General features: G+C 63.8%; 26 protein-coding genes. 11 read left to right on the top strand and 15 right to left on the bottom strand.

Annotated elements, in window-relative coordinates:
* Positions 1 to 115 precede the first annotated feature (115 nt).
* Positions 116 to 571: a L,D-transpeptidase gene (locus tag AC0NIH_RS07160; RefSeq protein WP_473463017.1), complete on the bottom strand. Its 456-nt coding sequence runs from the start codon at positions 569 to 571 to the stop codon at positions 116 to 118.
* Positions 572 to 844: 273 nt separating this feature from the next.
* Positions 845 to 1,096: a hypothetical protein gene (locus tag AC0NIH_RS07155; protein ID WP_023763783.1), complete on the bottom strand. Its 252-nt coding sequence runs from the start codon at positions 1,094 to 1,096 to the stop codon at positions 845 to 847.
* Positions 1,097 to 1,295: 199 nt separating this feature from the next.
* On the opposite strand from AC0NIH_RS07155, the gene AC0NIH_RS07150 reads away from it, so the two are divergent.
* The gene (locus AC0NIH_RS07150; RefSeq protein WP_023763782.1) at positions 1,296 to 1,463 is read left to right on the top strand and encodes a hypothetical protein; all 168 of its coding nucleotides are present in this window, start codon (positions 1,296 to 1,298) and stop codon (positions 1,461 to 1,463) included.
* A 68-nt stretch (positions 1,464 to 1,531) separates the two neighbouring features.
* On the opposite strand, the gene AC0NIH_RS07145 is transcribed toward AC0NIH_RS07150, so the two are convergent.
* Positions 1,532 to 2,233, bottom strand: a complete 702-nt coding sequence (locus AC0NIH_RS07145) for a response regulator transcription factor (protein WP_023763781.1) — start codon at positions 2,231 to 2,233, stop codon at positions 1,532 to 1,534.
* A 45-nt stretch (positions 2,234 to 2,278) separates the two neighbouring features.
* On the opposite strand from AC0NIH_RS07145, the gene AC0NIH_RS07140 reads away from it, so the two are divergent.
* Complete coding sequence (locus AC0NIH_RS07140; RefSeq protein ID WP_224686796.1) at positions 2,279 to 3,052, top strand: response regulator; 774 nt, start codon at positions 2,279 to 2,281, stop codon at positions 3,050 to 3,052.
* A 91-nt stretch (positions 3,053 to 3,143) separates the two neighbouring features.
* Positions 3,144 to 5,231: a PAS domain S-box protein gene (locus tag AC0NIH_RS07135; RefSeq protein WP_031249865.1), complete on the top strand. Its 2,088-nt coding sequence runs from the start codon at positions 3,144 to 3,146 to the stop codon at positions 5,229 to 5,231.
* Between the two features lie 118 nt (positions 5,232 to 5,349).
* Here AC0NIH_RS07135 and AC0NIH_RS07130 read toward each other — a convergent pair whose 3' ends face one another.
* A complete protein-coding gene (locus AC0NIH_RS07130; RefSeq protein ID WP_023763778.1) occupies positions 5,350 to 5,760 on the bottom strand; it encodes a hypothetical protein in 411 nt (136 codons plus the stop codon).
* Between the two features lie 490 nt (positions 5,761 to 6,250).
* On the opposite strand from AC0NIH_RS07130, the gene AC0NIH_RS07125 reads away from it, so the two are divergent.
* Complete coding sequence (locus AC0NIH_RS07125) at positions 6,251 to 7,453, top strand: aromatic ring-hydroxylating oxygenase subunit alpha (RefSeq protein WP_473463013.1); 1,203 nt, start codon at positions 6,251 to 6,253, stop codon at positions 7,451 to 7,453.
* Between the two features lie 188 nt (positions 7,454 to 7,641).
* On the opposite strand, the gene AC0NIH_RS07120 is transcribed toward AC0NIH_RS07125, so the two are convergent.
* Positions 7,642 to 9,060, bottom strand: a complete 1,419-nt coding sequence (locus tag AC0NIH_RS07120; protein WP_473463144.1) for an aminotransferase — start codon at positions 9,058 to 9,060, stop codon at positions 7,642 to 7,644.
* Positions 9,061 to 9,359: 299 nt separating this feature from the next.
* The gene (locus AC0NIH_RS07115; RefSeq protein ID WP_473463011.1) at positions 9,360 to 9,491 is read right to left on the bottom strand and encodes a pentapeptide repeat-containing protein; all 132 of its coding nucleotides are present in this window, start codon (positions 9,489 to 9,491) and stop codon (positions 9,360 to 9,362) included.
* Here AC0NIH_RS07115 and AC0NIH_RS07110 point away from each other — a divergent pair.
* The 3 genes from AC0NIH_RS07110 to AC0NIH_RS07100 are packed head-to-tail and all read left to right on the top strand — an operon-like array spanning position 9,454 to position 12,282.
* Positions 9,454 to 10,371, top strand: coding sequence for an ABC transporter permease (locus AC0NIH_RS07110; RefSeq protein WP_473463008.1), 918 nt, complete (start codon positions 9,454 to 9,456; stop codon positions 10,369 to 10,371). The genes AC0NIH_RS07115 and AC0NIH_RS07110 overlap by 38 nt on opposite strands.
* Positions 10,368 to 11,192 carry an ABC transporter permease gene (locus tag AC0NIH_RS07105; protein ID WP_140573285.1) on the top strand — a complete coding sequence of 275 codons (825 nt, stop codon included), beginning with the start codon at positions 10,368 to 10,370 and terminating at the stop codon, positions 11,190 to 11,192. The genes AC0NIH_RS07110 and AC0NIH_RS07105 overlap by 4 nt, the downstream gene beginning before the upstream one ends.
* A gap of 16 nt (positions 11,193 to 11,208) precedes the next feature.
* Positions 11,209 to 12,282 (top strand): ABC transporter ATP-binding protein, encoded by a 1,074-nt coding sequence (locus tag AC0NIH_RS07100; RefSeq protein ID WP_041164024.1) that lies wholly within the window; start codon positions 11,209 to 11,211, stop codon positions 12,280 to 12,282.
* On the opposite strand, the gene AC0NIH_RS07095 is transcribed toward AC0NIH_RS07100, so the two are convergent.
* From AC0NIH_RS07095 to AC0NIH_RS07070, 6 genes are all read right to left on the bottom strand, one after another.
* Complete coding sequence (locus AC0NIH_RS07095) at positions 12,246 to 13,556, bottom strand: flavin monoamine oxidase family protein (RefSeq protein ID WP_473463005.1); 1,311 nt, start codon at positions 13,554 to 13,556, stop codon at positions 12,246 to 12,248. The genes AC0NIH_RS07100 and AC0NIH_RS07095 overlap by 37 nt on opposite strands.
* Positions 13,553 to 14,629, bottom strand: coding sequence for an extracellular solute-binding protein (locus AC0NIH_RS07090; RefSeq protein WP_473463002.1), 1,077 nt, complete (start codon positions 14,627 to 14,629; stop codon positions 13,553 to 13,555). Before AC0NIH_RS07090 ends, AC0NIH_RS07095 begins: the two co-directional genes overlap by 4 nt.
* A gap of 111 nt (positions 14,630 to 14,740) precedes the next feature.
* Positions 14,741 to 15,823 carry an ABC transporter substrate-binding protein gene (locus AC0NIH_RS07085; protein ID WP_473463000.1) on the bottom strand — a complete coding sequence of 361 codons (1,083 nt, stop codon included), beginning with the start codon at positions 15,821 to 15,823 and terminating at the stop codon, positions 14,741 to 14,743.
* A gap of 25 nt (positions 15,824 to 15,848) precedes the next feature.
* Positions 15,849 to 16,556 (bottom strand): transcriptional regulator BetI, encoded by a 708-nt coding sequence (gene betI / locus AC0NIH_RS07080; protein ID WP_473462997.1) that lies wholly within the window; start codon positions 16,554 to 16,556, stop codon positions 15,849 to 15,851.
* 6 nt (positions 16,557 to 16,562) lie between these two features.
* On the bottom strand, positions 16,563 to 17,168 hold the full coding sequence (locus AC0NIH_RS07075; protein ID WP_473463141.1) for a class I SAM-dependent methyltransferase: 606 nt from the start codon (positions 17,166 to 17,168) through the stop codon (positions 16,563 to 16,565).
* A complete protein-coding gene (locus AC0NIH_RS07070) occupies positions 17,111 to 17,356 on the bottom strand; it encodes a hypothetical protein (protein ID WP_473462994.1) in 246 nt (81 codons plus the stop codon). The genes AC0NIH_RS07075 and AC0NIH_RS07070 overlap by 58 nt, the downstream gene beginning before the upstream one ends.
* A gap of 194 nt (positions 17,357 to 17,550) precedes the next feature.
* On the opposite strand from AC0NIH_RS07070, the gene AC0NIH_RS07065 reads away from it, so the two are divergent.
* The 4 genes from AC0NIH_RS07065 to AC0NIH_RS07050 are packed head-to-tail and all read left to right on the top strand — an operon-like array spanning position 17,551 to position 22,239.
* Positions 17,551 to 19,170, top strand: coding sequence for a phytoene desaturase family protein (locus AC0NIH_RS07065; protein ID WP_473462992.1), 1,620 nt, complete (start codon positions 17,551 to 17,553; stop codon positions 19,168 to 19,170).
* Complete coding sequence (locus tag AC0NIH_RS07060; RefSeq protein WP_473462990.1) at positions 19,157 to 20,722, top strand: phytoene desaturase family protein; 1,566 nt, start codon at positions 19,157 to 19,159, stop codon at positions 20,720 to 20,722. The genes AC0NIH_RS07065 and AC0NIH_RS07060 overlap by 14 nt, the downstream gene beginning before the upstream one ends.
* A 3-nt stretch (positions 20,723 to 20,725) precedes the next feature.
* Entirely contained in the window at positions 20,726 to 21,985 is a 1,260-nt protein-coding gene (locus AC0NIH_RS07055; protein WP_473462987.1) for an aminomethyl transferase family protein, read from the top strand.
* Between the two features lie 2 nt (positions 21,986 to 21,987).
* The gene (locus tag AC0NIH_RS07050) at positions 21,988 to 22,239 is read left to right on the top strand and encodes a hypothetical protein (protein ID WP_473462985.1); all 252 of its coding nucleotides are present in this window, start codon (positions 21,988 to 21,990) and stop codon (positions 22,237 to 22,239) included.
* 5 nt (positions 22,240 to 22,244) lie between these two features.
* Here the strand turns inward: AC0NIH_RS07050 and AC0NIH_RS07045 are convergent, their stop codons facing one another.
* The 3 genes from AC0NIH_RS07045 to AC0NIH_RS07035 form a co-directional block, all read right to left on the bottom strand.
* Complete coding sequence (locus tag AC0NIH_RS07045) at positions 22,245 to 23,303, bottom strand: dipeptidase (protein WP_473462983.1); 1,059 nt, start codon at positions 23,301 to 23,303, stop codon at positions 22,245 to 22,247.
* Positions 23,304 to 23,445: 142 nt separating this feature from the next.
* Positions 23,446 to 23,745 carry a GNAT family N-acetyltransferase gene (locus AC0NIH_RS07040; protein ID WP_023763762.1) on the bottom strand — a complete coding sequence of 100 codons (300 nt, stop codon included), beginning with the start codon at positions 23,743 to 23,745 and terminating at the stop codon, positions 23,446 to 23,448.
* Between the two features lie 2 nt (positions 23,746 to 23,747).
* Positions 23,748 to 24,368: an alpha/beta hydrolase gene (locus AC0NIH_RS07035; protein WP_287271682.1), complete on the bottom strand. Its 621-nt coding sequence runs from the start codon at positions 24,366 to 24,368 to the stop codon at positions 23,748 to 23,750.
* Between the last annotated feature and the right edge of the window lie 2 nt (positions 24,369 to 24,370).

Raw genomic sequence — 24,370 nt, 5'->3', positions numbered from 1 at the left:
ACCGCCGGTTTGAGCGGGCTCGATATCACCGGTTTGAGCGAGCTCGATACCGCGGACATTTCCGGCGGGAGCCTGAACACGGGCACGGCGGTAAACCGGCCGCTTCTTCAGCCTGCTACTTGACGATGACGATGCTGGTGTTGGCGGCCCCGAAGGTCTCGACCAGCTGGTAGAAATCCGCGGCATTGTCCGGGTGTAGCCGCACGCAGCCATGCGAGGCCGGCTGCCCGAGACGCTTGATGGCATAGGTGGCGTGGACCGCATAGCCGCCGCTGAAGAAGACCGAGTGCGGCATCGGCGCGTTGTCGTATTTCTTCGAATACCACATCTCATGCATGCGGGTCGGCTTGAACGAGCCGGTCGGAGTCACATGCGCCCTGTCACCGGTGGAGACCTTCCAGGCGAAAGTCGGCCGGCCATCGACCGAGATCTCCATGAGCTGCTGCGAAAGCGAGACCCGCGCCACGATCTTGTTGGCGGCGTGAGCGGCGTTGGCGCCGAACAGAAGCGCGGCGCCGGTGAGCGTGGCGGCGGTGATGTTGATGAGCTTCGCGGTGATGGTGGTGCGCATGTTGTCCCCTCTCTCTGCCGGTCTGGCCGGCTCCAATTCAATGGGGGGCTTATCGGCTCCGCATGTTTCGGAGAGATTTCGCGAAATGCTCGTTTGTGTTTCGAATCTGTTTCCTCTGATTAACGGCCCAAGTCATCGGGTGGCGCGATCGCTGTCGCCGAACGAGCGTGCAAATACCGCACATAGGTATTCAGCCCGAAACGAAAGTTCGAACTTCCCTTAATGAAAGGATAGAGGCGATTTCCCGAAACCAATCTGCAACAAAGCGCGGCTTCAAGCGGCATGAAGCCGATACAGCTGGCCGGCAAGGTTGACGTAACGAAAGCAGACGGCAACGGCCACGGGAACGAAAGCGAACACGCAGTTCTGGTTCTTCAGGATCAGCATCACGGCAGCGGCCATAGGTAGTGTCGGCATTCTTGCCGGCGCCCCCGTGACAAGGCTGGCGATGAGTTCGAGCGAGATCTCTACCCTGCACGTCGCTCTGTTTTCTGCCTCGGTCTGGATTACCACCAGCGTGCGCATCGCCCGATTGAAGGCCCTCTGGCGGGTTGGCCTTCGGCTGCTGGCATTGCGCGGCCCCTCCGGCAACTTGCTGCCGAGAGGACCGAAGGCCCGCGCCGCTGCGGGGGGCTCCGTGGGCGGCGCGGGCACTTCGGGAGTTTCCCGAGGCGACCCGCGACACATTCATTTTTTGAAGAATTGACATTCTGGGAGTCGGACGATGAAAACGAAATTCGCGGCCTCGGTGCTTTCCGCACTGCTTTATGCGCAGGGCCTGCTTGGCTTTGCCGCCCTTGCCACGGTGCTCCTCAAGGAGCGCGCCCAGGCAAACGAACTCGTCATGAGCAAAGACATGCCATCGGGTCCGTCGCTGCTGGTGGTACGCTGAACTCCGGGAGCATTGGCGAACAGGAAAATCCGATGCTCGGCCAAACCGTCACCGAGAGTGCCCAGCGGTCAGTCGGCGAATTGACGCGGCGGATCGAACCGGTAGCCTGCGCCACGGATGGTGGTGATGGTTTCGGTGTCGAGCTTGCGGCGCAGCCGCACGATGCGCGAATCGATCGAACGGTCGAAGGCGTCGGCGTTTTCGGCCGGCGCCGCCGCGATGATGTCGTCGCGCGTCAGCACCTTGCGCGGACTGGCCAGGAACAGCCTGAGCAGCGCCACCTGGCCGGGCGACAGCTGCTCTTCGGTGCCGGAGCGATGCATGACCATCGCCGACCTCAAGTCGACGGTCGCGTTCTCCAGCACGATCAGTTCCTGGTTGCCCCTGCCGCGTCGCGAAAGCAGGCCGCCGACACGGGCGGCGAGTTCCCTGACATTGAGCGGGCTCTCGACGACATCGGCAGCGCCAAGCTCGAGCGCCAGCACCTTGTCGACGAGGTCGGCCGGCCGGCAGATCAGGATGAAATCCGGTCCGTCCTCGCCGCCATTCCCCTGGCCGCCGTAACGCCGCAGCAGATCCCGGCCATCCGCCTGGCTGAGGCTGTCGCCGACGACCACGACATCGACGCCCTTCCCCGACAGCAACGATTCGGCTTCCCAGGGCTGCCGCGCCTGACGCACGTCATGGCCACGCCGCTCGAGATGATCGGCAAGTTCCGTCGCAATCACGTCGGCGACGGAAACAAGCGCAATGACGGCTCGTGGGGCCATATTCTCCAACCGTTCCCTGGCAACCCGATATGAGTGCTGGACATCATGTTTATACCCAATCTACTTTCCACTGAAAGTGGGAGCGAGAGCATCGTGCGGGCAAGAATTGTCATCGTCGAGGACGAGCCCGACCTGAGGGACGCGGTCGCCGAGTATCTCGACGCCGCCGGCTATGACGTTGCGACCGCGGAAACCGCCGCCGCGGCCCGCATTCTGATCGAGACGCAGCCCTTCCATCTGGCAATCCTCGACATCGCCATGCCGGGCGAGGACGGACTGTCGCTCGGCCGCTGGCTGCGCTCGAGAATGCCGATAGGCATCATCTATGCGACCGCCGCCGGCACCGCGCTCGACCGCATCGTCGGGCTGGAGCTCGGCGCCGACGACTATATCGTCAAGCCATACGAGCTGCGCGAAGTGCTGGCGCGGGTGCGCAGCGTGCTGCGCCGTGTTCCGCAGCCGTCGGAACTGCTGGACAGGAAAGCCAGGACGGATCGCCGCTCCGTTGCCTTCGGCCCCTTCCAGGCCGATCTCGACGGCAGGTTGGTGACCGGCGCCAACGGCGCGGTGATCGACATGGCAAAGAGCGAATTCGACGTGCTCGAGGTTTTCCTGACACGTGCCAACCGGCTGCTGACCCGCGCCGCGATTTCCGAGGCGATCGGCTTCACCGAGGATCCGGAATCATCGCGCGCGGTCGACATTCGCATCATGCGCCTGCGCAAGAAGATCGAGACCGACCCTGCCAACCCGAAATTCCTGCGGACGGTGCGCGGCGAAGGCTATATCTTCTCGCTGCCGACCGGCGACGGCAACTGAAAGCCAGGCCTACAGTTTCAGGTTCTCAGCCGTGGCTCGCCGAGCGAATTGGGCCGAGCGAATTGGCAGGACTTGGGAATAACGGCTGACGATGACCGCTGAAACAGCAAGCACGGATATGCAAGGGCTTAGGCAGGGCGCGGCGATGGCGGCCGTGCGCGTGGTTCGCCGGCTGCGCGAGGCCGGCGACTGGCAGCGCGAAATGGACGGCATACTGGAAACGCTGTGCCGCGCCATCGAATGCCAGCGCGGCATCCTGTTCCGCTTGCGCGAACTGCCCGGCCAGGGTTTTGCCCAGTCGGTCGCCGCCTATTGGATCGATCCCGACTTCGGCGGAGAGCTGGCGGCGCCGACCGTCATCATGCAGTCGATCGTCAATTCGGATCCGCTGCTGGAGCGGGTGGCCGAGGACGAACGCCAGGGCAAGATCTTCGCCGGACACACGCGCGATCTCGAGGGTTTCCTGAGGACCGACTTCGAAAAGCAGAACATCAAGTCGTTCCTGTCCGTGTCCGTCTTCGCGCATGGCCATCTGTGGGGCACGCTGGCGGTCAATGACTGCGTCGACGAGCGCGAGTGGACCGACGAGGAAGAGGCGACGCTGCATATCATCGCGCTCGCCATCGGCGACGCCATCGAACATTCGCTCTCCGACGCCCATGCCAGCGAGGTCATCCGCCGCACGATGCTGCAGGCCTCCCTGGATGCCATCATCGTCATCGACGAGGCCGGATCGATCATCGAATTCAATCCGGCCGCCGAAAAGATGTTCGGCTTCCAGCGCAGCGACATCCTCGGCAAGGATCTGCTCGACACCGTCGTGCCGGAATACTACCGCAAGGGCTATGCCTCGGGCGCCGACTACATGTCGGGGCGCGGCGCGCCGATGGTCGGCCAGCGGCTGGAAACGGTGACGCAGAATGCCGCCGGCGAGGTGTTTCCGATCGAGCTGACGGCGACCGAGATGCGCGTCGGCGACCGTCGCCTGATCTTCGGCTCGATCCGCGACCTGCGCGACCGGCTGCGCGCCGAGGAGGAAATCAACCGGCAGCGCGAAAAGCTGCACCAGAACGAGAAGATGGCGGCGATGGGCTCGCTGCTGGCCGGCGTCTCGCACGAGCTCAACAACCCGCTGGCGGTGGTGGTCGCGCAATCGACGCTGCTGCACGAATTCGCTTCCGACCCCCAGACCAAGGTTCGTGCCGAGAAAGTCCGCGCCGCCGCCGAGCGCTGCGGGCGCATCGTCAAGAGCTTCCTGTCGATGGTCCGCCTTCATCCGGCGGCACAGGCCGAAACCGACCTCAACCAGGTGATCCGCGCCGCTCTCGAGGTCACCGCCTATGGCGCACGATCGAGCGGCATCATCATCGACACGGATTTTGCCGCTGGCCCGCTGCTGGCCATGGCCGATGCCGACCACGTGACGCAGGTGGCGGCGAATTTCCTCATCAACAGCCAGCATGCGCTGGCCGGTGTCGCCGGCGACCGGCTGATCAAGGTACGGACGTTCCGCGGCGACCTGGGCAAACCCGGCTTTTCGGTCGAGGACAACGGGCCCGGTGTGCCAGAAGCCATCCGCTCCCGCATCTTCGAATCCTATTTCACCACCAAGCCGGTTGGGGTCGGCACCGGCATCGGCCTGTCGATCTCGAAGTCGATCATCGAGCGGCACAATGGCAATGTCTGGTTCGAGGAAGTGTTGCCGAGAGGCGCGCGTTTCGTCGTCCAACTGCCGGCCATTGAAGCCGGCATCGCTGCCGCCGGCGAGAACCAGCCGCGCTCGAGTGGCCTGCGCCATGCCCTGATCATCGACGACGAGCCTGACGTCGCCGGCTCGCTGTCCGACATTCTCGAATTGATGGGGATCAAGTCGCGGGTCGCGCTCGTCTGGGAATCGGGCGCCGCCACCTTGAGCGGCTACATGCCGCCGGACATCGTGTTTTCGGACCTGCGCATGCCTGGCATCAGCGGCATCGCCATCTATCGCGAACTGCTGGCCGAAAGGCCTGATCTGGCGCGGCGTTTCGTGCTGGTCACCGGCGACCTGATCGGTGCGAAAGCGGAGATCGAAGCCTTGCCGGCGCAGCAGCGGCCACAGATCCTCGAAAAGCCGTTCAGCACGCTCGATGTGCGTAGCGTGCTGTCCGCCATTGCCGAACAGGCGACGGTCAAAGGATAAAAAAGTGGCCCCCGGCGGATTGCGCCGCGGGAGCCGAATGGAGCGCTGGAGGAGCGCTCGGGGAGGTCAGGACACGATCCCGAGAGGGAACCGGTTCGGGATCATGCCTCGACGGAAATCAGAAAACGTTCGGCGTGTCGGTCAACGGTGCGGCGTTGGCGATCATGCGGATGGCGCGGTTCTTGTGCGTACCGGACTGCTCGGCAATGGCGCGCAGGCAATCCACGCTCTCGGCGCCCCAGGACTGGCCCTTGCAGGCGAAGTCGATTGCGCGCATCGGCAGGCGCGCGGTCTTGATGGTTGTCGGCGCGCCATCGATGGCGTTGGCCGGCGGGTTCAGCGAAGCGAAAGCCGGCCCGACCGTCGGCGTAAGCGCCATGCCGAGGAAGGCGCAAGCAGCCAGCCCCATGAACATGGCCATCGGGTGGTCGCTGGCGCGTTGGCGTAACGCCAGTTTCGGGCGGATGTCAGCGCGCTCTGGAGCCTCAAGGCGGTGCTCGCTGCTGATGATCTCAACTTTCGCATACATTGCCTTCCCCTTCGCTGAGTTTCTTTTTGGTGATGAAACGAACCTAGCCGCACTTTGTAACGGCGCAAAGGTGACGCGAGCCTGGCAATGTAACCGAAACGAAACATGGTTCCGGGCAAAATCGGGCAAAAACGGTCACAACCCAGCCCGCACGCTCGTCGAACCAAGGTTCGCGCCGCCGGTTTCGGACCCGATCCGTTCCAGGGCGCCGCAGCAGCGCGGACAGAGCCGGCCACGCCATTTTGATCCCTCGCAACAAGCCTTGTCCGTCCGTCGGCACGCCATGCGGAATCGAGCAGGGACAGCACCTTGGAAACCGTGACTAACGCCCGGATTCTCCGGGATTTTCCCGGCCAACTGCCCGATCGGATTCAAGCGGGAACGGCGCTCGGATTTCAGTGAGAAATCAGAACGATTTTCGCAAGCCATTGCATTTCAATGCAAAATATGCTTTTATTGAATGATTATTCAATAAAAAGAAGAGACTTTTATGAACCCGCACCTCCGTGACGTGGCGATCCCCAACGATTGGGACCGGCGGGGACTACCGGGCTGGAGTTACCATTCCGATGCCCTTCTCGAGCTTGAGAAGGAGCATGTCTTTCGCAACCACTGGCAGATCGTCGGACATGTCTCCGACGTACCCAACGCCGGCGACTATCTGACCATGGACGTGGTCGGCGAGCGTGCCTTGATCGTGCGCGGCAAGGATGGCGTGGTGCGCGGCTTCAACAACATGTGCCGCCATCGCGGCAGCCGCGTCGTCGCCGACAGCCAGGGCAATTGCAAGAATGCGCTGGTGTGCCCGTTCCATGGCTGGGTCTACAATCTCGACGGCACGCTGCGCGGCGCCGCGCGCCCGCGCTCTTTCCCCGATCTGGACAAGACCGAGTTCGGACTGATGCAGCTCGATCTCGAAATCTGGATGGGTTTCATCTTCATCCGTTTCCGCAATGGCGGGCCGCAGCCTTCGGTCGCCGAACTGATGAAGCCGATCGAGCCCGAATTCGCGCACTACAAGGCCGCCGACCTGGTGCCCTCCTGGGGCATCTGGACCCAGAAGACGCCGGTCAACTGGAAGTCGGTGCGCGATGTCGACAATGAAGGCTATCATGTCGCCATGGCCCATCCTGCCTTGCAGGATCTTTATGGCGCGACCTATTTCGACGAGCCGTTCATCAACGGCGTGTCGCGCTCCTTCGCCACCTACAACCCGCATGCCGGCCGCCGCTGGAGTGTCCGGAACTACGTCAAGATCGCGCCCGAGCCGACGCATCTGCCCGACTATCTGAAGAAGGCCTGGGTCTATTACGGCATCTTCCCCAATGCGGTCATCTCGGTGATGCCGGAATCGGTGCAGTTCTACCAGGAGTTTCCGCTGTCGACCGGGCAGACGCTGCTGCGCGGCGCCATCTACCGCTACCGCGACGAGAGCCGCGAGCAGGCCGTCGCCCGCTACCTCTCCTTCCGCATCGACCGCGACACCATGTCGGAAGACGTGCAGCTCTCGGTGTGGTCGAACGAATCCATGCTGTCCGAAGCCTTCGAGGGTTTTTACCTCTCCGACCTCGAATATGGCGTGCGCACCCACCACGACCACCTGCGCAAGATGCTGCCGGTGCTGGGCCTGGAGACAGCGCCGGAGGAGAAGGACATGTGGAACTTGAACGGCGCGCTCAGGTCGCGTTCGTAAGATGCTGACCGCGAAGCGAGCGTCCCTCTCGCCCGGTCTACGGGAAGGGGATGCCGGCAGGCAGGTGAAGGGCAGCCTTGCGGAATTGCATCGGGCAGGCAACGAGATGCGAATGCGAACAATCGCCAACGCTGGCGCCGCCTCTCATCCGCCTGCCGGCACCCTCGCCCCGTGAAACGGGAGAAGCCTCACCCCCGCCACACGCCCTCTTTCCTGAGATCGTCCATGGTGCGCGAAATGCCTTCGCGCAGGATGGCGACCATGTCGTCGATCTGCTCTCGCGAAATGATCAGCGGCGGCGACATCACGCACATGTTGATCAGCGGCCGCACCAGCAGGCCGAGCTCGTGGCAATGCGCGTCGATGCGTTTGCCGACATCCTTGTCGAGCTGCAGCGGGTCCTTGCTTTCGCGGTCGGCGACGCATTCGACGCAGCCCATCAGCCCGACGCCACGAACCTCGCCGACCAGCGGCAGCTCTTCCAGTGTCTTCAACTGCGCCTGGAAATAGGGCGCGACCGCCTGCGTGTGCGCAAGCACGCCCTGTTCCAGCAGGTCGAGGTTTTTCAGCGCCACCGCGCAGCCGACAGGATGGCTGGTGTAGGTCAGGCCATGGCCGAACAAGGCGTCGGGATGGTTCGAGCGGCGCAGTTCCTCCAGCAGCCGTTCCGAGATGATGACGCCGCCGAGCGGGAAATAGCCCGAGGTGACGCCCTTGGCGAAGGTGATCATGTCGGGATCGATGCCGAACACGTCGCCCGAGGCAAAAACATGGCCAAGCCGGCCGAAACCCGTCACCACCTCGTCGGAGACATAGAGGATATCGTTGTCGCGGCAGATCTCGCGGATGCGCTTGAGGTAGCCGTCGGGCGGCACGACGACGCCGCCGGAGGCCTGCACCGGCTCGCCGACGAAAGCGCCGATCTTGTCGGCGCCGACGCGGGCGATGGTGTCGCGGAACTGGTCGACAAGGAAATCGGTGAAGGCGGCAAGGCTCATGCCGTGCGGGCGGCGGAACGGATCGGGCGAAGACAGCTTGATCACCAGTTCGTCGGCGCCGTCCATCCAGTCGCGGTCGCGCGGGCGGCCGTTGAGCGAGGCCGACAGATAGGTCGAGCCGTGATAGGCGCCGCCCCGGCTCAGGATCAGCTTCTTTTCCGGCCGGCCGCGCACATTGTTGTAGAACTGCATGAAGCGCAGCGCCGTCTCGACGGCCGAAGAGCCGCCGGTGGTGTAGAAGACGTGGCTGAGATCGCCGGGCGCATGGCCGGCGATGCGCATGGCAAGCTCCGCCGACGGCGCGTTCATCGTGTACCACGGCGTGTTGTAGGACAGCGCCATCGCCTGGTCGTACATCGCCCGGGCCAGTTCCTCGCGGCGGTGGCCGACATTGACGCACCACATGCCGGCAGGCCCATCGATCAGCCGCTTGCCTGTGCTGTCGGTAATGTAGATCCCGTCGCCCTCGCCGATCAGCGCGCGCGCTTCGGCACCGACGGAACCGGCATACGGCCAAGGCTGGATGAGGTGGCGCTTTCCCAGTTCGATCGCATCGTCGCGGCCATGCGCTGCCATTTCAGTCGCCTTCAGGTCTCTCACCGCCGCCATCGTCGCCTCCATACCGCCTGTCAATCTTTTCTCGGACTGGAAATCGGCGGAAATGCCGGAAATGGCGGCTTTCTTCACCTGATTTTGAATGTCCATTCAATCAATATCTCAGAAATAGCGCTTGATTTCAATCGGCGGATGCGCGCATGATGAAAGAAAGCCGGCAAGCTAGGAACGCGATCAGCAAAAGTGGTCACCGGTTTTGCGTCCGATCGCGCTCCGAAACCAAAATGGGAACACAGCCGGCGCTAGCACAATGGGATGCCGCATGGCGGGACAGTCCAGGCCAGCAACCGAGATCACACCCGGAGACCTGCCCTCCGGAGTCTTGTTCCCCGGAGTCTGGCTCCCCGGAGTCTGGCCCCCTGGAGTCTGGCCCCCCGGAGTCTGGCAATGACGGCGGCCGCGGAAGGGGCGCCTCCGTTGCGCATGACGCGAGCCAGACGAAATGCCCTTTTGCAATCCGAACCCGTACAGGGCTTTGCGCTGATCAGTCCGACCTTTCTCTACGCGCTGATCCTGCTGGTCCTGCCGATCCTGGTGGTCATCGCCCACTCCTTCTGGACGCAGCACTATCTGACCATCGACCGCACCTTCACGCTGGAGAACTACCGCGTCGCGCTGACCGAGCCGATCTATCGCGATCTGTTGTGGCGCTCGCTCTACATCTCGCTGACGGTCAGCCTGTTCACCGTCGTCCTGGCCTACCCGATCGCGTATTTCATTTCCTTCCATGGCGGCCGTCATAAGAGCCTCTGGCTGTTCCTGATCACCATCCCGTTCTGGACCAGCTATCTCCTGCGCGTGATGTCGTGGAAGGTCATTCTCGGCTACAACGGAGTCTTGAATTCCGGCTTGATGGGCCTCGGCATCATCGACGAGCCGTCGACCGCGCTGCTCTACAATTCGAGCGCCGTCATCATCACGCTGACCCATGCCTGGGCGGCCTTCGCCATCCTGCCGATCTTCGTCTCGCTGGAAAAGGTCGACCGCACGCTGGTCGAGGCGGCGACCGACCTCGGCGACGGTCCGCTGCGTTCGTTCCTGCGCGTGACCTTGCCGCTGTCGGCGCCGGGCGTCATCTCGGCGGCCCTGATCGTCATGATCCCGACCGTCGGCGACTATGTCACGCCCAAGCTCGTCGGCGGCAAGGACGGCGTCATGATCGCCAACGCCATCCAGGCACAGTTCGGCAAGGCCTCTAACTGGCCGCTGGGCGCCGCCCTTTCCGTCACCACCATGGTGATCGTGACGCTGATGGCCGGGGCGACGGTGCTGATCATTCGCGCGCTGCAGAGGCTGGCACGATGACGGCGGTGCGGCGCTTCCTGTCCAGCGGCTGGCTGTCCGCCTATGCCTTCCTCTATGTCGCCTTCCTCTATCTGCCCGTGATCTTCCTGCCGATCTTCTCGATCAACACGGCAGCGACGCCGAAGTTTCCGCTCTCCGGCTTTACGCTGAAATGGTATGAGGATCTGCCCAACACCCCGGCCCTGCTCGACGCCGCCTGGAACAGCCTGAAGGTCGGCGTCTGCGCCTCGGTTCTCGCCACGGTGCTCGGCATCCTCGCCGCCCGCTCGATCACCCGCTACCGCTATCCCGGCCGCCGCACCATCAACGGCCTGATCATGGCACCGCTGGTGCTGCCCGAAGTGATCGTCGCCATCTCGATGCTGCTGGTGATGCTGCAACTCGGTTTGAGCCTCTCGCTGTTCACCGTGGTGCTCGGCCACGTGTTGATCTGCATTCCCTATTCGATGACGGTGCTGACCTCCGGCTTCGAAGGCTTCGACCGCAGCCTGGAGGAAGCCTCCGCCGATCTCGGCGAAAGCGCCTTCGGCACCTTCCGGCGGGTGACGCTGCCGATGGTGGCGCCGGCCATCATCTCCAGCCTGCTGGTCTGCTTCACCATCTCGCTCGACGAATTCATCATCGCTTTCTTCCTGACCGGCACCGAAGCGACGCTGCCGATCTACATCTGGGGCCAGTTGCGCTTCGCGGCGAAGCTGCCGGGCGTGCTGGCATTGGGCACGCTGCTTCTGGTTGCCTCCTTCCTGCTGATGACAATCGCCGAAATCCTGCGTCGGCGCGCGGCCAGACGCACCCAGAACGAGGGAGGCCTTTATGCCTGAGCAGGCGCAGCGATCCATGATCGAGATCCGCAACGTCACCCGCAGCTATGGAGCATTCAAGGCGCTGGACGATGCTTCGCTGACCATCAGGGAAGGCGAGTTCTTCTCGCTGCTCGGCCCGTCCGGCTGCGGCAAGACCACGCTGCTGCGCATGATCGCCGGCTTCGACAATCCGACCAGCGGTTCGATCGCGGTCGGCGGCCAGCCGATGGAAGGCATCCCGGCCAACCGCCGGCCGACCAACATGGTGTTCCAGAGCTACGCGATCTTCCCGCATCTCAATGTCGAGCAGAACGTCGCCTACGGGCTGAAGCGGCTGAGGCTGCAAGGCGGCGAGGAGAAGCGCCGCGTCGAGGAAGCGCTGGCGCAGGTGTCGCTGACCGGGCTCGGCAAGCGGCTTGCCACCGAACTCTCCGGCGGCCAGCGGCAGCGCGTGGCGCTCGCCCGCGCGCTGGTGATGCGGCCCAAGGTACTCTTGCTTGACGAGCCGCTGTCGGCGCTCGACAAGAAGCTGCGCGAGCAGATGCAAGTCGAACTGCGCCGCCTGCAGCAGGCGGTCGGCATCACCTTCGTGCTGGTCACCCACGACCAGTATGAGGCGCTCGCCATGTCGGACCGTATCGCCGTGATGTTCGGCGGCCGCATCGCGCAGGTCGCCTCGCCGAAGGAGATCTACCAGCGCCCGGTCAATCGCCAGGTCGCCGATTTCCTCGGCGGCATGAACTTCGTCAAGGCCGAGATCGTCGAGGAGAACGGTGCCTCGCTGGTCGTCGACACGCTGGGCTTCGGCCGCGTCAAGACCGACAAGCCGAAGGCTTTCGTGCGCAATGGCGGTGGCGCTACGCTGGGTATCAGGCCGGAGCGCCTGCGCGTGCTGTGGGACAATGCAACCGCGAAATTCGAGGTCGCCGGCAAGGTGGTCGAGCGCCACTATTTCGGCGAGATCACCCATCTGATCGTCGAGGTACCGGGCCTGGAAAAGCCGCTGTCGGTGACCGAGACCAACGATTTCGGTGCCGACGACATTCCGGTCGGCACCCCGATCCGCCTCGCCTACGACCCAGAGGCCTTGGTGGCGATGTCGGACTGAAGCGCGGCCGCGATCTTCCTGGCAGCGATGCGCCCCGCCACGATCGCGCCCTCGACATAGCCCGGAAATGACGGCGACAGTTCCGACGCGGCGAAATGCACGGGCGGCGCGCCGGCAAGGATCGTTCGCTCGGCGTCCCTCGCCGTCACGTCGACGACGAGATCGCTGTAGGCGCCGCCGCTCCAGCGGTCATGTGTCCAGTCTCGCGAACTGAAATCGACGACGGCGCCGGCATCCGGGCCGAGGGCTGCCTCCAGGCGGGCGGTGACTTCCGCGCGCAGCCCAGGCTCGCCAAGATCACGCCAGCGCAGCGCCAGCGGGCCGCCGATGAACACGACGAGCGCGGCATGGTCGACATCCTTGCTGGCGTCGCAGGCAAACAGTCCCGGCAGGTCGCGCCACATCACCATGCCGCACAAGTCGCGATCACGCCAGAACGGCCTGGCATAGCGCACCAGGATCTTGATCACCGCGCCGCTTTCCCACACGCCAAGCGCCTTGTTGAGGACCGCCGGCAAAGCAGGCGCGAAATCGAGCTTCGCGGCCGTCGCTGGCGGCAGCGCGACCAGCACTTCTCGCGCCTCTATGGCACCGCCGACCGAGACGACACGAACCCCTCGCGGACCGTGCTCGACGCGCGTGACCGGTTCGCCGAGCCGCACCCGGGCGCCCAGATCGCCCGCCAGATCGTCGGCCAGCGATTGCATGGTGTCGCGCAGGAAATATTGCAGCTCCGGCACCTCGTTGGTGATGCGCCGGTCGTTGTCGATCAGATGCCAGAGCGGCACCTGGTCCAGCGCCAGGCACCACAGGCCTTCGATCATCGAACGGAAGGCCGCCCTTGCATCGGCCGGATCGTGCTGGCGGGCAAGCCAGTCGGCGACGGTCAGTCCGGCAATCGAGGCCTCGTCCGGATCGATCCTGTTCATCCGCTCGCGGATCGCCATCGCGCCATGATAGGTTCGCTCGGCCTCTTCGATCGACATCGATGGATGGGTGATGAAATCGCCATTCACATAGGTTTCGACGAAGGCCTTGCCGCGCGCCGCGGCCAGCGACGTCACTTCCGGCATGTCTTCGCAGAAAAACTGGCCGCCACTATCGATCCGTTCGCCAAGCCCGTTGCGAACAGCTTCGACCCTGCCGCCGACGCGGTCGCGTGCTTCCAGCAGCAGGAAATCGATGCCGGCCTTCTTCAGCTCGAGCGCTGCCGATAGGCCGGTGAAACCGGCGCCGACGATGACGACATCGGTGCTTTCCAATTCGCTCGTCAATAGCCGGCCTTGATCTTCTCGAACTCGGCGACCATGCGCTGCTTCAGTTCCGGCGCCACCGGCTGCTGGAACAGCGTCTTGTCGAGAAACTTGTCGAGATTGTCGAAGCCGCGGTCGGCCAGCACCTTGTGGTCGATCGCGGCCATGCCGGCGCCGTTGCCGTGGCCATAGCCGAAGGTCTTGACCAGATAGTCCGAAACAGCGGGAGCGTTGACCGCGTTGAGAAAGTCATAAGCCTCATCCAGCTTGCCCGGCGCATCCTTCATCACCACATAGCCACACACCCAGGTCGAAATGCCTTCCTTGCTGTCGCGGTTCATGGCGATCGGCAGGCCCTGCCCCTTCAGCGTCACATAGGTCTCGTTCCAGCCCCAGACGAGATCGACCTCATTGCCGATGAAGGCCTGGTTGAGATCGGTGTCATCGGTCCAGTAGAAACGGATGTTCTTGTGCACATCGCGCAGGAAGGCCGACGCCTCCTGGAACTGGGCATCGGTCATCTTGGTCCAGTCCTTCAGCCCGATGACCAGGCTTGCCAGCGCATAGGCGTCGTCGACATTGTCGCCGATGGCGACACGGCCCCTATACTTCGGGTCGGCGAATATCCTGAGCGACTGCGCCTCGTCGGCCGTCACCTTGTCGGTGCGGTAGAGCAACGACGTGTTGCCCCAGTCGAAGGGCATGAACCAGGCCTTGCCATCGGCGGTGACGGCAAGGTCCTTCATCGCCATGATGCCGGGATTGAGGTCCTTCCAGCCCGCGATCCGGGAGGTGTCGAGCGGCTGCAGCATGCCGGCCTCGCGCCACTTGACCACGCTTTGCGAGCAGGGATGGGCGATGTCGGCCTTGAAACCCGCCCGCATCTTCTCGAAGGCTTCATCCTCGTCGCCGAAGAAGGCGAAGGTTGGCTCGGCGCCATATTTGGTCGTGTAGGCCGGGTGCAGCAGCGGGTCCTCATAGCCCGACCAGTCGAACACCACGAGATCGCCACCGCCTTCGGCGAAGGCATGGAGCGGACCGGCACCGATCATGCAGACAGTGGCAAGGGCAAGGCGGCGTAGCACTGACTTCATGGCAAACTCCCCCATCGCGAAAAAAGCTGCTGCGAGGTTAGGAGAATTCGGCTCTCTTGGCGAGCCCGTCCACCCGCTATCCCGGCGAGTGGACGGATAGTCGAAACCGGCTCAGTAGCCGGCTTTGATCTTCTCGAACTCAGCGATCATCTTGAGCTTGAGATCCGAGGGAACCGGCGACTGGAACAGGGTCTTGTCGATGAATTTCTGCACGTCGTCATAGCCCTTTTCCTTCAGGATCGCCTGATCGACGCCGGCCATGCCCTTGGCGTTGGCCTGGCCGTAGCCCCAGTCCTTGACCAGCACCTTGGCGGTCTCCGGATCGTTGACGGCGTTCAGATAGTCGTAGGCCTTGTCGATATTGCCGGGCGCATCCTTGAACAGCACATAGCCGCAGACCCAGGTCGAAATGCCCTCATTGGTGTCCTTCTTCGACTTGATCGGCACGCCGGCCGCGACCGACTGCACCGTCGCATCGTTCCAGGCCCAGGCGAGGTCAACCTCGCCACCGCTCAGCAGTTGAACGACGTCGGTGGTGTCGGTCCAGTAGGAGCGCACGTTCTTGTGCACCTGGCGCAGGAAGTCGGACGCCTGCTTGAACTGGTCGTCCGTCATCTTGGTCCAGTCCTTGAGACCGATGGCGAGGCTCGCCAGCGCATAGGCGTCATCGACATTGTCGCCGATCGACACTCGGCCCTTGAACTTCGGATCGGCAAACGCCTTCAGCGACTGGACGTCCTTCTCGTCGATCTTGGAGGAGTTGTAGGTCAGCTGCGTGTTGCCCCAGTCCCAGGGCATGAACCACGCCTTGCCATCATCGGTCGTGGCAAGGTTCTTCATCGCAATGATGCCGGGATTGAGGTCCTTCCAGCCGGTGATCTTCGACGTGTCGAGCGGCTGCAGCAGGCCTGCCTCGCGCCATTTCACGACGCTCTGCGAACAGGGATGGCCGAGATCGGCCTTGAAGCCGGAGCGCACCTTCTCGAACGCTTCGTCCTCGTCGCCGAAGAAGGCGAAGGTCGGCGAATCGCCGTTCTTCTCGACATATTTCGGGTGGAAGCTGGGGTCTTCATAGCCGGACCAGTCGAACACGATCAGATCCTTGTCGGCGGCGATCGCCAATGCGGCGGCCGAAGCCGCCAGCGTTCCCGCCAGAGCAAGCGTCAGTGTCAGGCGTCTCGTCAATGTCTTCATTGCTGTTCCATCCTCTGTGGTTTTCTTATGCTTTGGTCGCGCCTTTCAGCGGGTAGTGCTTCGGGAAAGCAGCCGACAGGAATTCGTTGGCCGCCAGCAGGGCGGTTTCGCGGGTGGTGTCCTCGGTCCCCATCATCAGCCGCAGCCACAGCCCCTCCAGCATGGCGCTGAGCGCCAGCGCCATCACCTGCGGCTCATAGGCATACGAGCCGCTCTGCTTGAGCGTCGTGCAGAGATCGATGAAGACCTGCTGGTAATAAGCATCGCGCGAACTGCTCAGCGCCTGATAGGTCGGCCGCGACTTGGCCTCGCCCCAAAAGGCCAGCCATGCGGCGAGCTTGCGCTTGTTGCAGATCGAGCGGTCGAAGTCGGCCCACACCAGTTGCTGCAGCTGCCGCGCCGGATCGTCGCCTGCCTTCTGCAGGGAGGCGCGCCAATGCACCGAATACTCGTCATACATATGCTGCAGCGTCGCGATCAGCAGCTTTTCCTTGCTCTCGAAATGGAAGTTGACGATGCCACGCGAGAGGCCCGCGCCATCGGCGACATCGGCCATCGTCGTCTCGGCGTAGCCGCGCTTGGCCAGCGAATCGATCGTCGCCTCGATCAGCTGCAGCCGACGGACCTCCTTCGAAGCCTTGCGGCCGCGCTTTTCGGCATCGCCCTTTGGCGCCGTTTCAGCGAGAATGTCCCTGGCTTCGGAAGTCTTCATGGGTGTGACGGTCTCCAGCATTGCCGGCTATCCAACCGGCTTCCAACCGCGCAGATGAGTGGGACGGTGCTCGCCACTGTCAAGCACCTTCTGCATGGCTTCCCAGGTCGTGATGTTCTTGTCGACATAGGCCGCGCCGACCGCGGCTGCGACCGGCGCATAGAGTGGTCCTTTCAGCCTTTCCAGCTCGCCGCGCGCCACCTCGCGATACCAGGGATTGCGGTCCCTGATGGTGACATCGGCAAAGCCTGCACCGCGCATCGCCTGTGCATAGCGCGCCGGCGATGCCATGGCGAAGGACAGCCCCTCGGCGGCGACATACGCCTTCATCTCGGGTGACGGTTCGCCGTCATGCCCAATCATCCAGTTGGAGGCCGCGAAGACACCGCCGGGCTTCAGCACGCGGAATATCTCGGCGAACAAGGCGTCCTTGTCAGGCACATGCAGCAGCGCGTCCTTGGAAAAAACGACATCGAAGGAGCGATCGGCGAAAGGCAGCGGTCCCGGTGGCGCCTGGATGAAGCTGGCGCGATGCGTGAGCCCGCGCGCGGCGGCTCGCCGTCGGGCCGCCTCGGTCACCGGCTGTTCGACATCGAAACCGGTGGCGTGGGCGGCGCCGTGGCGCTCGACCAGATGCAGCGTGATGCCGCCCGAGCCGCAGCCGATATCGAGGTCGTCCTGCCCTCAAGCGAAAGACCCTCGACCACCCGGTCGACCTCCTCGGGTCCACCCGGCGATAGGTAACCATCGCCCCACAGCGCTTCGAGGAAGCGGATGGCGGTGTCGTCATACTCCGGCTCGGCATCTGCCGTTTCGATCATTCGATCCCCAATCGATGAATGCCCGTTTCGAACGTCGGCAAAGCGTAGCGCATGCGAGGGAAAACGCAACATCATTTGTTGAACATTCATTCAGTATGGCTAGACAGAATGGCCAATGCCATGCCAAATTCCGCGCAATCGGGAACAGATCACGCAAAAATGAACAGCGGGTCGCACGTGAGAATTGAGCCAAAATGAAAGCTTGGGATGCGATCATCATCGGCGGCGGACACAATGGACTGGTCAACGCCTGCTATCTGCAGCGCGCCGGCCTCGACGTGCTGGTGGTCGAGAAGAACGACTGGGTCGGCGGCGCCGCCACCAGCCGCGAATTGACCCCAGGCTTCCTCTATTCCAATTGCTCCTATGTCTGCTCGCTGTTCCGTCCCGAGATCATGCGCGACCTGGAACTGCCGCGCTTCGGCCTGCAGGTCATCTCCTACGAAGGCGGCGCGGTGTTCACCCGCGACGGCGACTACCTCGCCAATTACCGCGACCATGATGCCCATCGACGCGAATTCGCCCGCTTCTCCAAACGCGACGCCGAGGCCTATGACCGCTACGCCCGCGATGTGACGCGGCAGTGCCGCTTCATCCAGCCGCTGTTGATGCGCACCGCGCCCGACCCGACCAGCCTCAAGCCACGCGACCTCGGCGAACTGCTCTACCTCGGCAAGAAGTTCGCCGGCCTGTCGGCGGAAGAAATGGCGCTGACGCTGCGGTTCTGGACCATGTCGATCTCGGAATTCCTCGACGAATATTTCGAGACCGATGTCATCAAGGCGAACTTCGCTTTGTCCGGCATCATCGGCACCGCGCTGGGGCCGATGTCGCCGGGCACGGCTTACGTGCTGCTGCACCACTATATGGGCGAGGTCGACGGCTCGGTCGGCGCCTGGGGCTATGCACGCGGCGGCATGGGCGCGGTGACCAAGGCGCTGGCCGCTTCGTTCAAGGCCTCGGGCGGCACCATCCGCACCGGCGCCGAGGTCGACCATGTGCTGGTGAACCGAGGCAAGGCCAAGGGCGTGGTGCTCGTCGGCGGCGAGGAGATTTACGGCAAGCTCGTCGTCTCCAATGCCGACGTCAAGCGCACCTTCCTGAAACTGGTCGAGGAGAAGGAACTGCCCGACATCTTCCTGCGCCGGGTCAGGAACTTCAAGATCCGCGGCTCCTCCGGCAAGGTCAACATCGCGCTCGATTCGCTGCCGGAATTCCCGGCGCTGCCGAAGGATTCGCCGGTCTATCGCGGCGACATGCATTTCACCGATTCGATGGAGCGCATGGAGCGCGCCTACGACGACTGGAAGGCCGGTCGCTGGTCGGCCGACCCGTTCCTCGACATGGTGATCCCGACAACGCTCGACCCGACGATGGCGCCGCCGGGCAAGCACTTCATGAGCTGCTTCGTGCAGTATGCGCCGCCCAAGATAGACGGACGCGACTGGACCGACGCCGATCGCGACGGCTTCGCCGAAAGCGTGATCGCGCAGATCGCCGAGTACTCGCCGGGTTTCCGCGACCGCATCGTCCATATGGAGGTGCGCACGCCGCGCGAGATCGAGGCCGAGGTCGGCCTGACCGAAGGCAACATTTTCCAGGGCGAACTGACCTTCGACCAGCTTCTGTTCAACCGCCCGGTGCCGGGCTACGCGCAATACCGTTCGCCGCTCGGTGGCCTTTATATGTGCGGCTCCTCCACACATCCCGGCGGTGGAGTCATGGGTGCGCCCGGCCGCAACGCGGCGGCGGAAATCCTGCGCGATCTTGCCAGATCGACCTCGCACATGAGCCCGGCCCATGACGTCATTTGATGCAATCGTCATTGGCGGCGGCCACAACGGCCTCGTCGCCGCCGTCACGCTGGCCAAAGCCGGCCGCAAGGTGCTTGTGCTGGAAGCTGGAGCCGAAATCGGCGGCGCCGCGCGCACCGAGGAATTCGCGCCCGGCTTTCGTGTGTCGTCCGTCGCTCATCTGCTGAACCGGCTGCATCCCGATGTGATCAAAACGCTGGAACTGGAGAAGCACGGGCTAAAGATCCTGCGCACCGACTTCATGCCGTCGGTTGCTCTGTCCAAGGATGGTCCGCCGCTTGTCCTGCATGGCGCCTATGGCGAGGTGCTGACCGGTGCCAGTTCGTCCGAACAGTCGGCCTGGAAGGAATTGCGCGCGCAGCTGCTGCGCTATGCCGGCATATTGAAGCCGTTCCTCTCCCGCCGCGCACCCGATCTTGCCGGCATGTCGCTGCTGGAGACCGCAGCCCTCGGCCAGGCCGCGCTGGCGCTGAAGAAGCTCGGCAAGGAAGACATGCGCGATTTCCTGCGCGTGCTGTTGATGAATGTCGCCGACCTGCTTGACGAACAGCTCACCGATATCAGGCTGAAAGGCCTGCTTGCCTTCGACGCGACGCTCGGCAGCCATCTCGGTCCACGCTCGCCGACTTCGCTGCTTGGCCTCTACTATCGCCTGGCCGGCGAGACCGGCGGAGCGGCCGGTGCGCAGATGCTGCCAAAGGGCGGCATGGGCGCGGTCGTCGCCGCAATCCGCGCTGCGGCGGAGAAGGCCAGCGTCACTATCCGCACATCGGTTCCGGTCGCAAAAATCATTGTCGAGAACGGCCGCGCCGTTGGTGTCGGGCTCGACAATGGCGAGGAACTGCGCGCCAGAACGATCGTCTCCGCCATCAACCCGGCGACCACCTTCCTCGATCTTGTCGGCCCGCGCCAGATCGACACCGGCTTCGTGCGCAAGGTGAAGAACATCCGCATGAAGGGTGATGCAGCCAAGCTCAATCTGGCGCTCGACCGGCCGCCGCAATTCACCGGCGTCGATGCCGCCGGCCACAAGGGCCGCCTGATCATCGCGCCCTCGCCCGATCATGTCGAGCGCGCCTTCAACCCGTCCAAATATGGCGCGTTCTCGCCCGAGCCGGTAATGGAAATCACGCTGCCCAGCCTTGCCGATCCGTCGCTCGCGCCTGATGGCGCCTGCGTGCTGTCGGCGGTGGTGCAATATGCGCCCTACGCGTTGAAGGAAGGCTGGGCGGCCGGCAAGCCGAACTTCCTCAAGGCTATCATGATGCAGCTCGAGGCTTACGCGCCGGGCATCGGCAAGAGCGTCGTGCACGCCGAGCTTCTGACACCGGCCGACATCGAGGCGCGCTACCGCATGCCGGGCGGCCATTGGCACCATGGCGAATTGCAGGCCGACCAGATGCTGTTCTCGCGTCCCGTCTCCGGCTGGTCGGGCTACGACACGCCGGTCGACGGACTGTTCCTGGCCGGCGCCGGCTCGCATCCCGGCGGCGGTGTCTCCGGGGCACCCGGGCTCAATGCCGCGCGGCGTATTATTGCGATGAAGGGGTAGGTCATGGTCCAGGCAACCAGGAAGAAGCCTGTCTCGAAGGCAGTCGACCCCGCCGTTTCCGATCGGATCGCCGCGCAATCGCATTTCCGCACCCTGCGCCCCGGCACACCGTTCCAGCCGCGCCTCGATGCGCTGGCCAAAACCCAGGACTGGTACAATTGGGCCGGCTACCGCGCGCCGCATTCGCTGTGGGACGAGGAGCTCGAATATTTCGCCATCCGCAGCCAGGCGGCGCTGTTCGACATTTCGCCGATGACCAAATACCGGATCGAGGGGCCGGACGCCGAAGCCTTCCTCGACCGCGTCACCTTGCGCGACGTGACGAAACTCAAGCCCGGCCGCGTCCACTATACGGCTTGGTGCGACGACGAGGGTTTCGTCCTCGATGACGGCACGCTGTTCCGGCTGTCGCCGACACGCTTCCGGCTCTGTTCGCAGGAGCGGCATCTGTCCTGGCTGCTCGACAGCGCTGTTGGCTTCAGCGTTACGGTCGAGGAAGAAACCGAGGCCGTCGCCGGCCTTGCGCTGCAAGGGCCGACCTCCTTCGCCGTGCTGCGCGATGCCGGCTTCGCCGGCGTCGAGAAGCTCAAGGTCTTCGACCTCGCCGATTTTCCCCATGACGGCGGAGCCGTCAGCATCTCGCGCACCGGTTTCACCGGCGATCTCGGCTACGAACTGTTCGTGCCGGCCGACAGAGCGCTGGGCCTCTGGGACCGGCTGATGGCGGCGGGCGAACCGCGCGGCATCAGGGCCATCGGCTACACCGCGCTCAATCGTGCGCGGCTCGAGGCCGGGCTGATCGTCGCCAATGCGGACTTCACCACAGCCGAGCACGCCATTCGCGCCGACCGCTTGCGCATGCCGGACGAGATCGGGCTCGGCTTCATGATCGATCCCGAAAAAGGCTATTTCAACGGCCGCCGCGCCATTCTCGGGGCCCGCGCGAAACGCAAGCTCCGCCATGTGCTGGTCGGGCTGGAGATCGAAGGCAACATCCCGGCCGAACACGCCATCGTCTACCACAAGAAAAGCCAGGAAGTCGGTCTGGTCAGCGCCGCCATGTGGTCGCCGATGGCCAAGCGCAACATCGCCATCGCCTCGCTGGCGCGGCCCTACGGTGATACTGTGGTGGAGGACCTCTGGGTCGAGATCTACGCCATGCGCGAGCTGCAATACCAAAAGCTGATGAAGCGGGCCAAGGTGGTGGCGCGACCCTTCATAAAACTCGATCGTCGCACCGCCAATCCGCCGGCGGATTTCTGACCATGGCCGGCGAGACAGAAGAAGATGGGGAAGCCACCGAGCAGTGGGAGCTGGTCAACACGCCGCTCGGCGAGAAATGGTCGGGACGCACGCGCTATGCCGCCGCCATGTACTTCTACAAACGCGACGAGATGAGCGCCGAGACGCTCGAAGTCTATCGCATCTGCGCAAGGCTCGATTCGGAGAACCCGCTGCCGATCATCAGGGATCGTGGCGTCGGCAAGGACTGGCTGAAGCGCATCGGCTTCGAATAGGTCGTTCAGCCTATCGTTCTTTCGAGCATGCTCAACCAATTGCGATAAGCAATCTTCTCGATCAGCGCGCGGCCGAAACCGCGTGCCGCGAGCGCATCGATCAGCTTCGGCAGGCCTGCCACATCTCCGATGACTGCCGGGATCATGGCGCCGTCGAAATCCGAGCCGAGACCGACGCCATCCTCGCCCAAGGCCTGCAGCAGGGAATCGACATGGCGCACCATGATGTCGAGGCTGGTGTCGGCATTCATGCGGCCGTCCTCGCGCAGGAACCCGGTGGCAAAGTTCAGCCCGACCATGCCGCCGGACTCACGGATCGCGCCGAGTTGCCAGTCGGTGAGGTTGCGGGAATGGCCGCAGATCGCATGCACGTTCGAGTGCGTGGCAACCAGCGGTGCATCACTAAGCGCAACCACGTCGCGAAAGCCTTTCTCGTTGAGATGCGAGAGGTCGATCATGATCTTCAGCTCGTTGCAGGCCTTGACCAGCGCCTTGCCGGCATCGGTCAGTCCGGGTCCGGTGTCGGGCGAAGAAGGAAAGCGGAACGGCACGCCATGGCCAAAGGCATTCGGCCGGCTCCAGACGATGCCGAGCGAACGCAGGCCCGCGGCATGCAGCACATCGAGCATGGTGAGTTCGGGATCGATCGCCTCGACGCCTTCGATGTGGAATACCGCCGCGATCGTCTCGCGCGCCATGGCGTCGCGGACATCGGCGGCGCTGCGGCAAACGGCAAGTGCTCCGGCCCGTTCCAGCCGAAACAGGATCGAGGCCATCGCGATCGTCGAGTTGAGCGCATCAGTGCGCGGGACTTCGGGAGGCAAAGGCTCGCTGTCGCTCGGTGCCGAGGGCACGGCGCTGCGCCTGGCTTTCTCGACCGGCGGCGGGAAGATGGCGAACATGCCGCCGGCAAAGCCGCCGGCCTTGGCGCGCGGCAGATCGATGTGGCCGCCCGATTTCCCCTCGACAAACAGCTTTTCGACGTCGGTGTCCTTGGACTGATACAGCCTGAGCAGCGTGTCGTTATGGCCGTCGAAGACGGGGACGAGATCGGATGCGGTCATTGGGGGATCATTCGGTTCGTTTGTCGGCGCGGGAGCGATTATCATACCCACTTAGGCACGATGTGCTACCCGCGCAAATTACAAAGCCGTGCCGGTGGCTGCCCTTTTATCCCCGCGCACCTGGTCACCCACCTGTCTGATCCTATTGTTTCAGCACGTCGGCCCATTCCTTATGCCGGCGGAATTGGGCGTTGGCAAACGGACAAAGCGGGATGATCTTCTTGCCCGCCGCACGCGCATCCTCGACGGCGCGGGTGACGAGCCGAAGCCCGGCACCCTGGCCGCGAAAGGCGTCCGGCACTTCTGTGTGATCGATGATGATCTGGTGCTCGCCGATCTTGGTGAAGGTCATCTCGGCCTCGGCGCCACCGGGGCCGCGCAAGACATAGCGCCCCTTGGAGCCGCGGTCCTCCAGTTCGATCTCAGGCAGTTGGTCGGGCATCTCTAGACTCCTTGCGCGGCACCGGCAAAAAACCGCCGGGCCGCCTCGATTTCGTTCGGCCGCACCTCGTGCCCGCCATCGTGCCACTCCACTGTGACATCGGCGCCGTCGGCACGCAAATAGGCTTCGAGCCGTGTCGTCAGGTTCGGCGGGCAGATCGGATCGCGCTTGCCGGCGGTCACCAAGATGTGACGGCCGGCGAGGCTGCCGTTGACCTGTGGTTCGAACGGGATCAGCGGATGCATCAGCACGGTGGCATCGAACTGCTCTGATGCGGCAAACATCACCGAGGCCAGGATGTTGGCGCCGTTGGAGTAGCCGAGACCGAGCACGGCCGATGGTTTCGCAGCCTCGACATGCGCCTTGACGAAGCCGGCCATCTTGTCCGTCGCCCGCGCCAAATCGTCCATGTCGTAGACGCCCTCTCCGGTACGGCGGAAGAACCGCGTCGCGCCTTGTTCGGACACATCGCCACGCGGCGAGATGATGGTGGCCTGAGGCGCGAGATCGCGCCCCAGTGAGACAAGCTGGCTCTCGTCGCCTCCCGTGCCGTGGAAGACGAAGAGCAGCGGACCGCCGGGCGAGCCGGGCAGCACCTTGTGGATGTAGGCGTCTTTGCTCATGG

This window comes from Mesorhizobium sp. WSM1386, assembly GCF_055901595.1.
The sequence above is the reverse complement of the archived record's forward strand: the minus strand, read 5'-3'. Positions and strand labels throughout refer to the sequence as shown.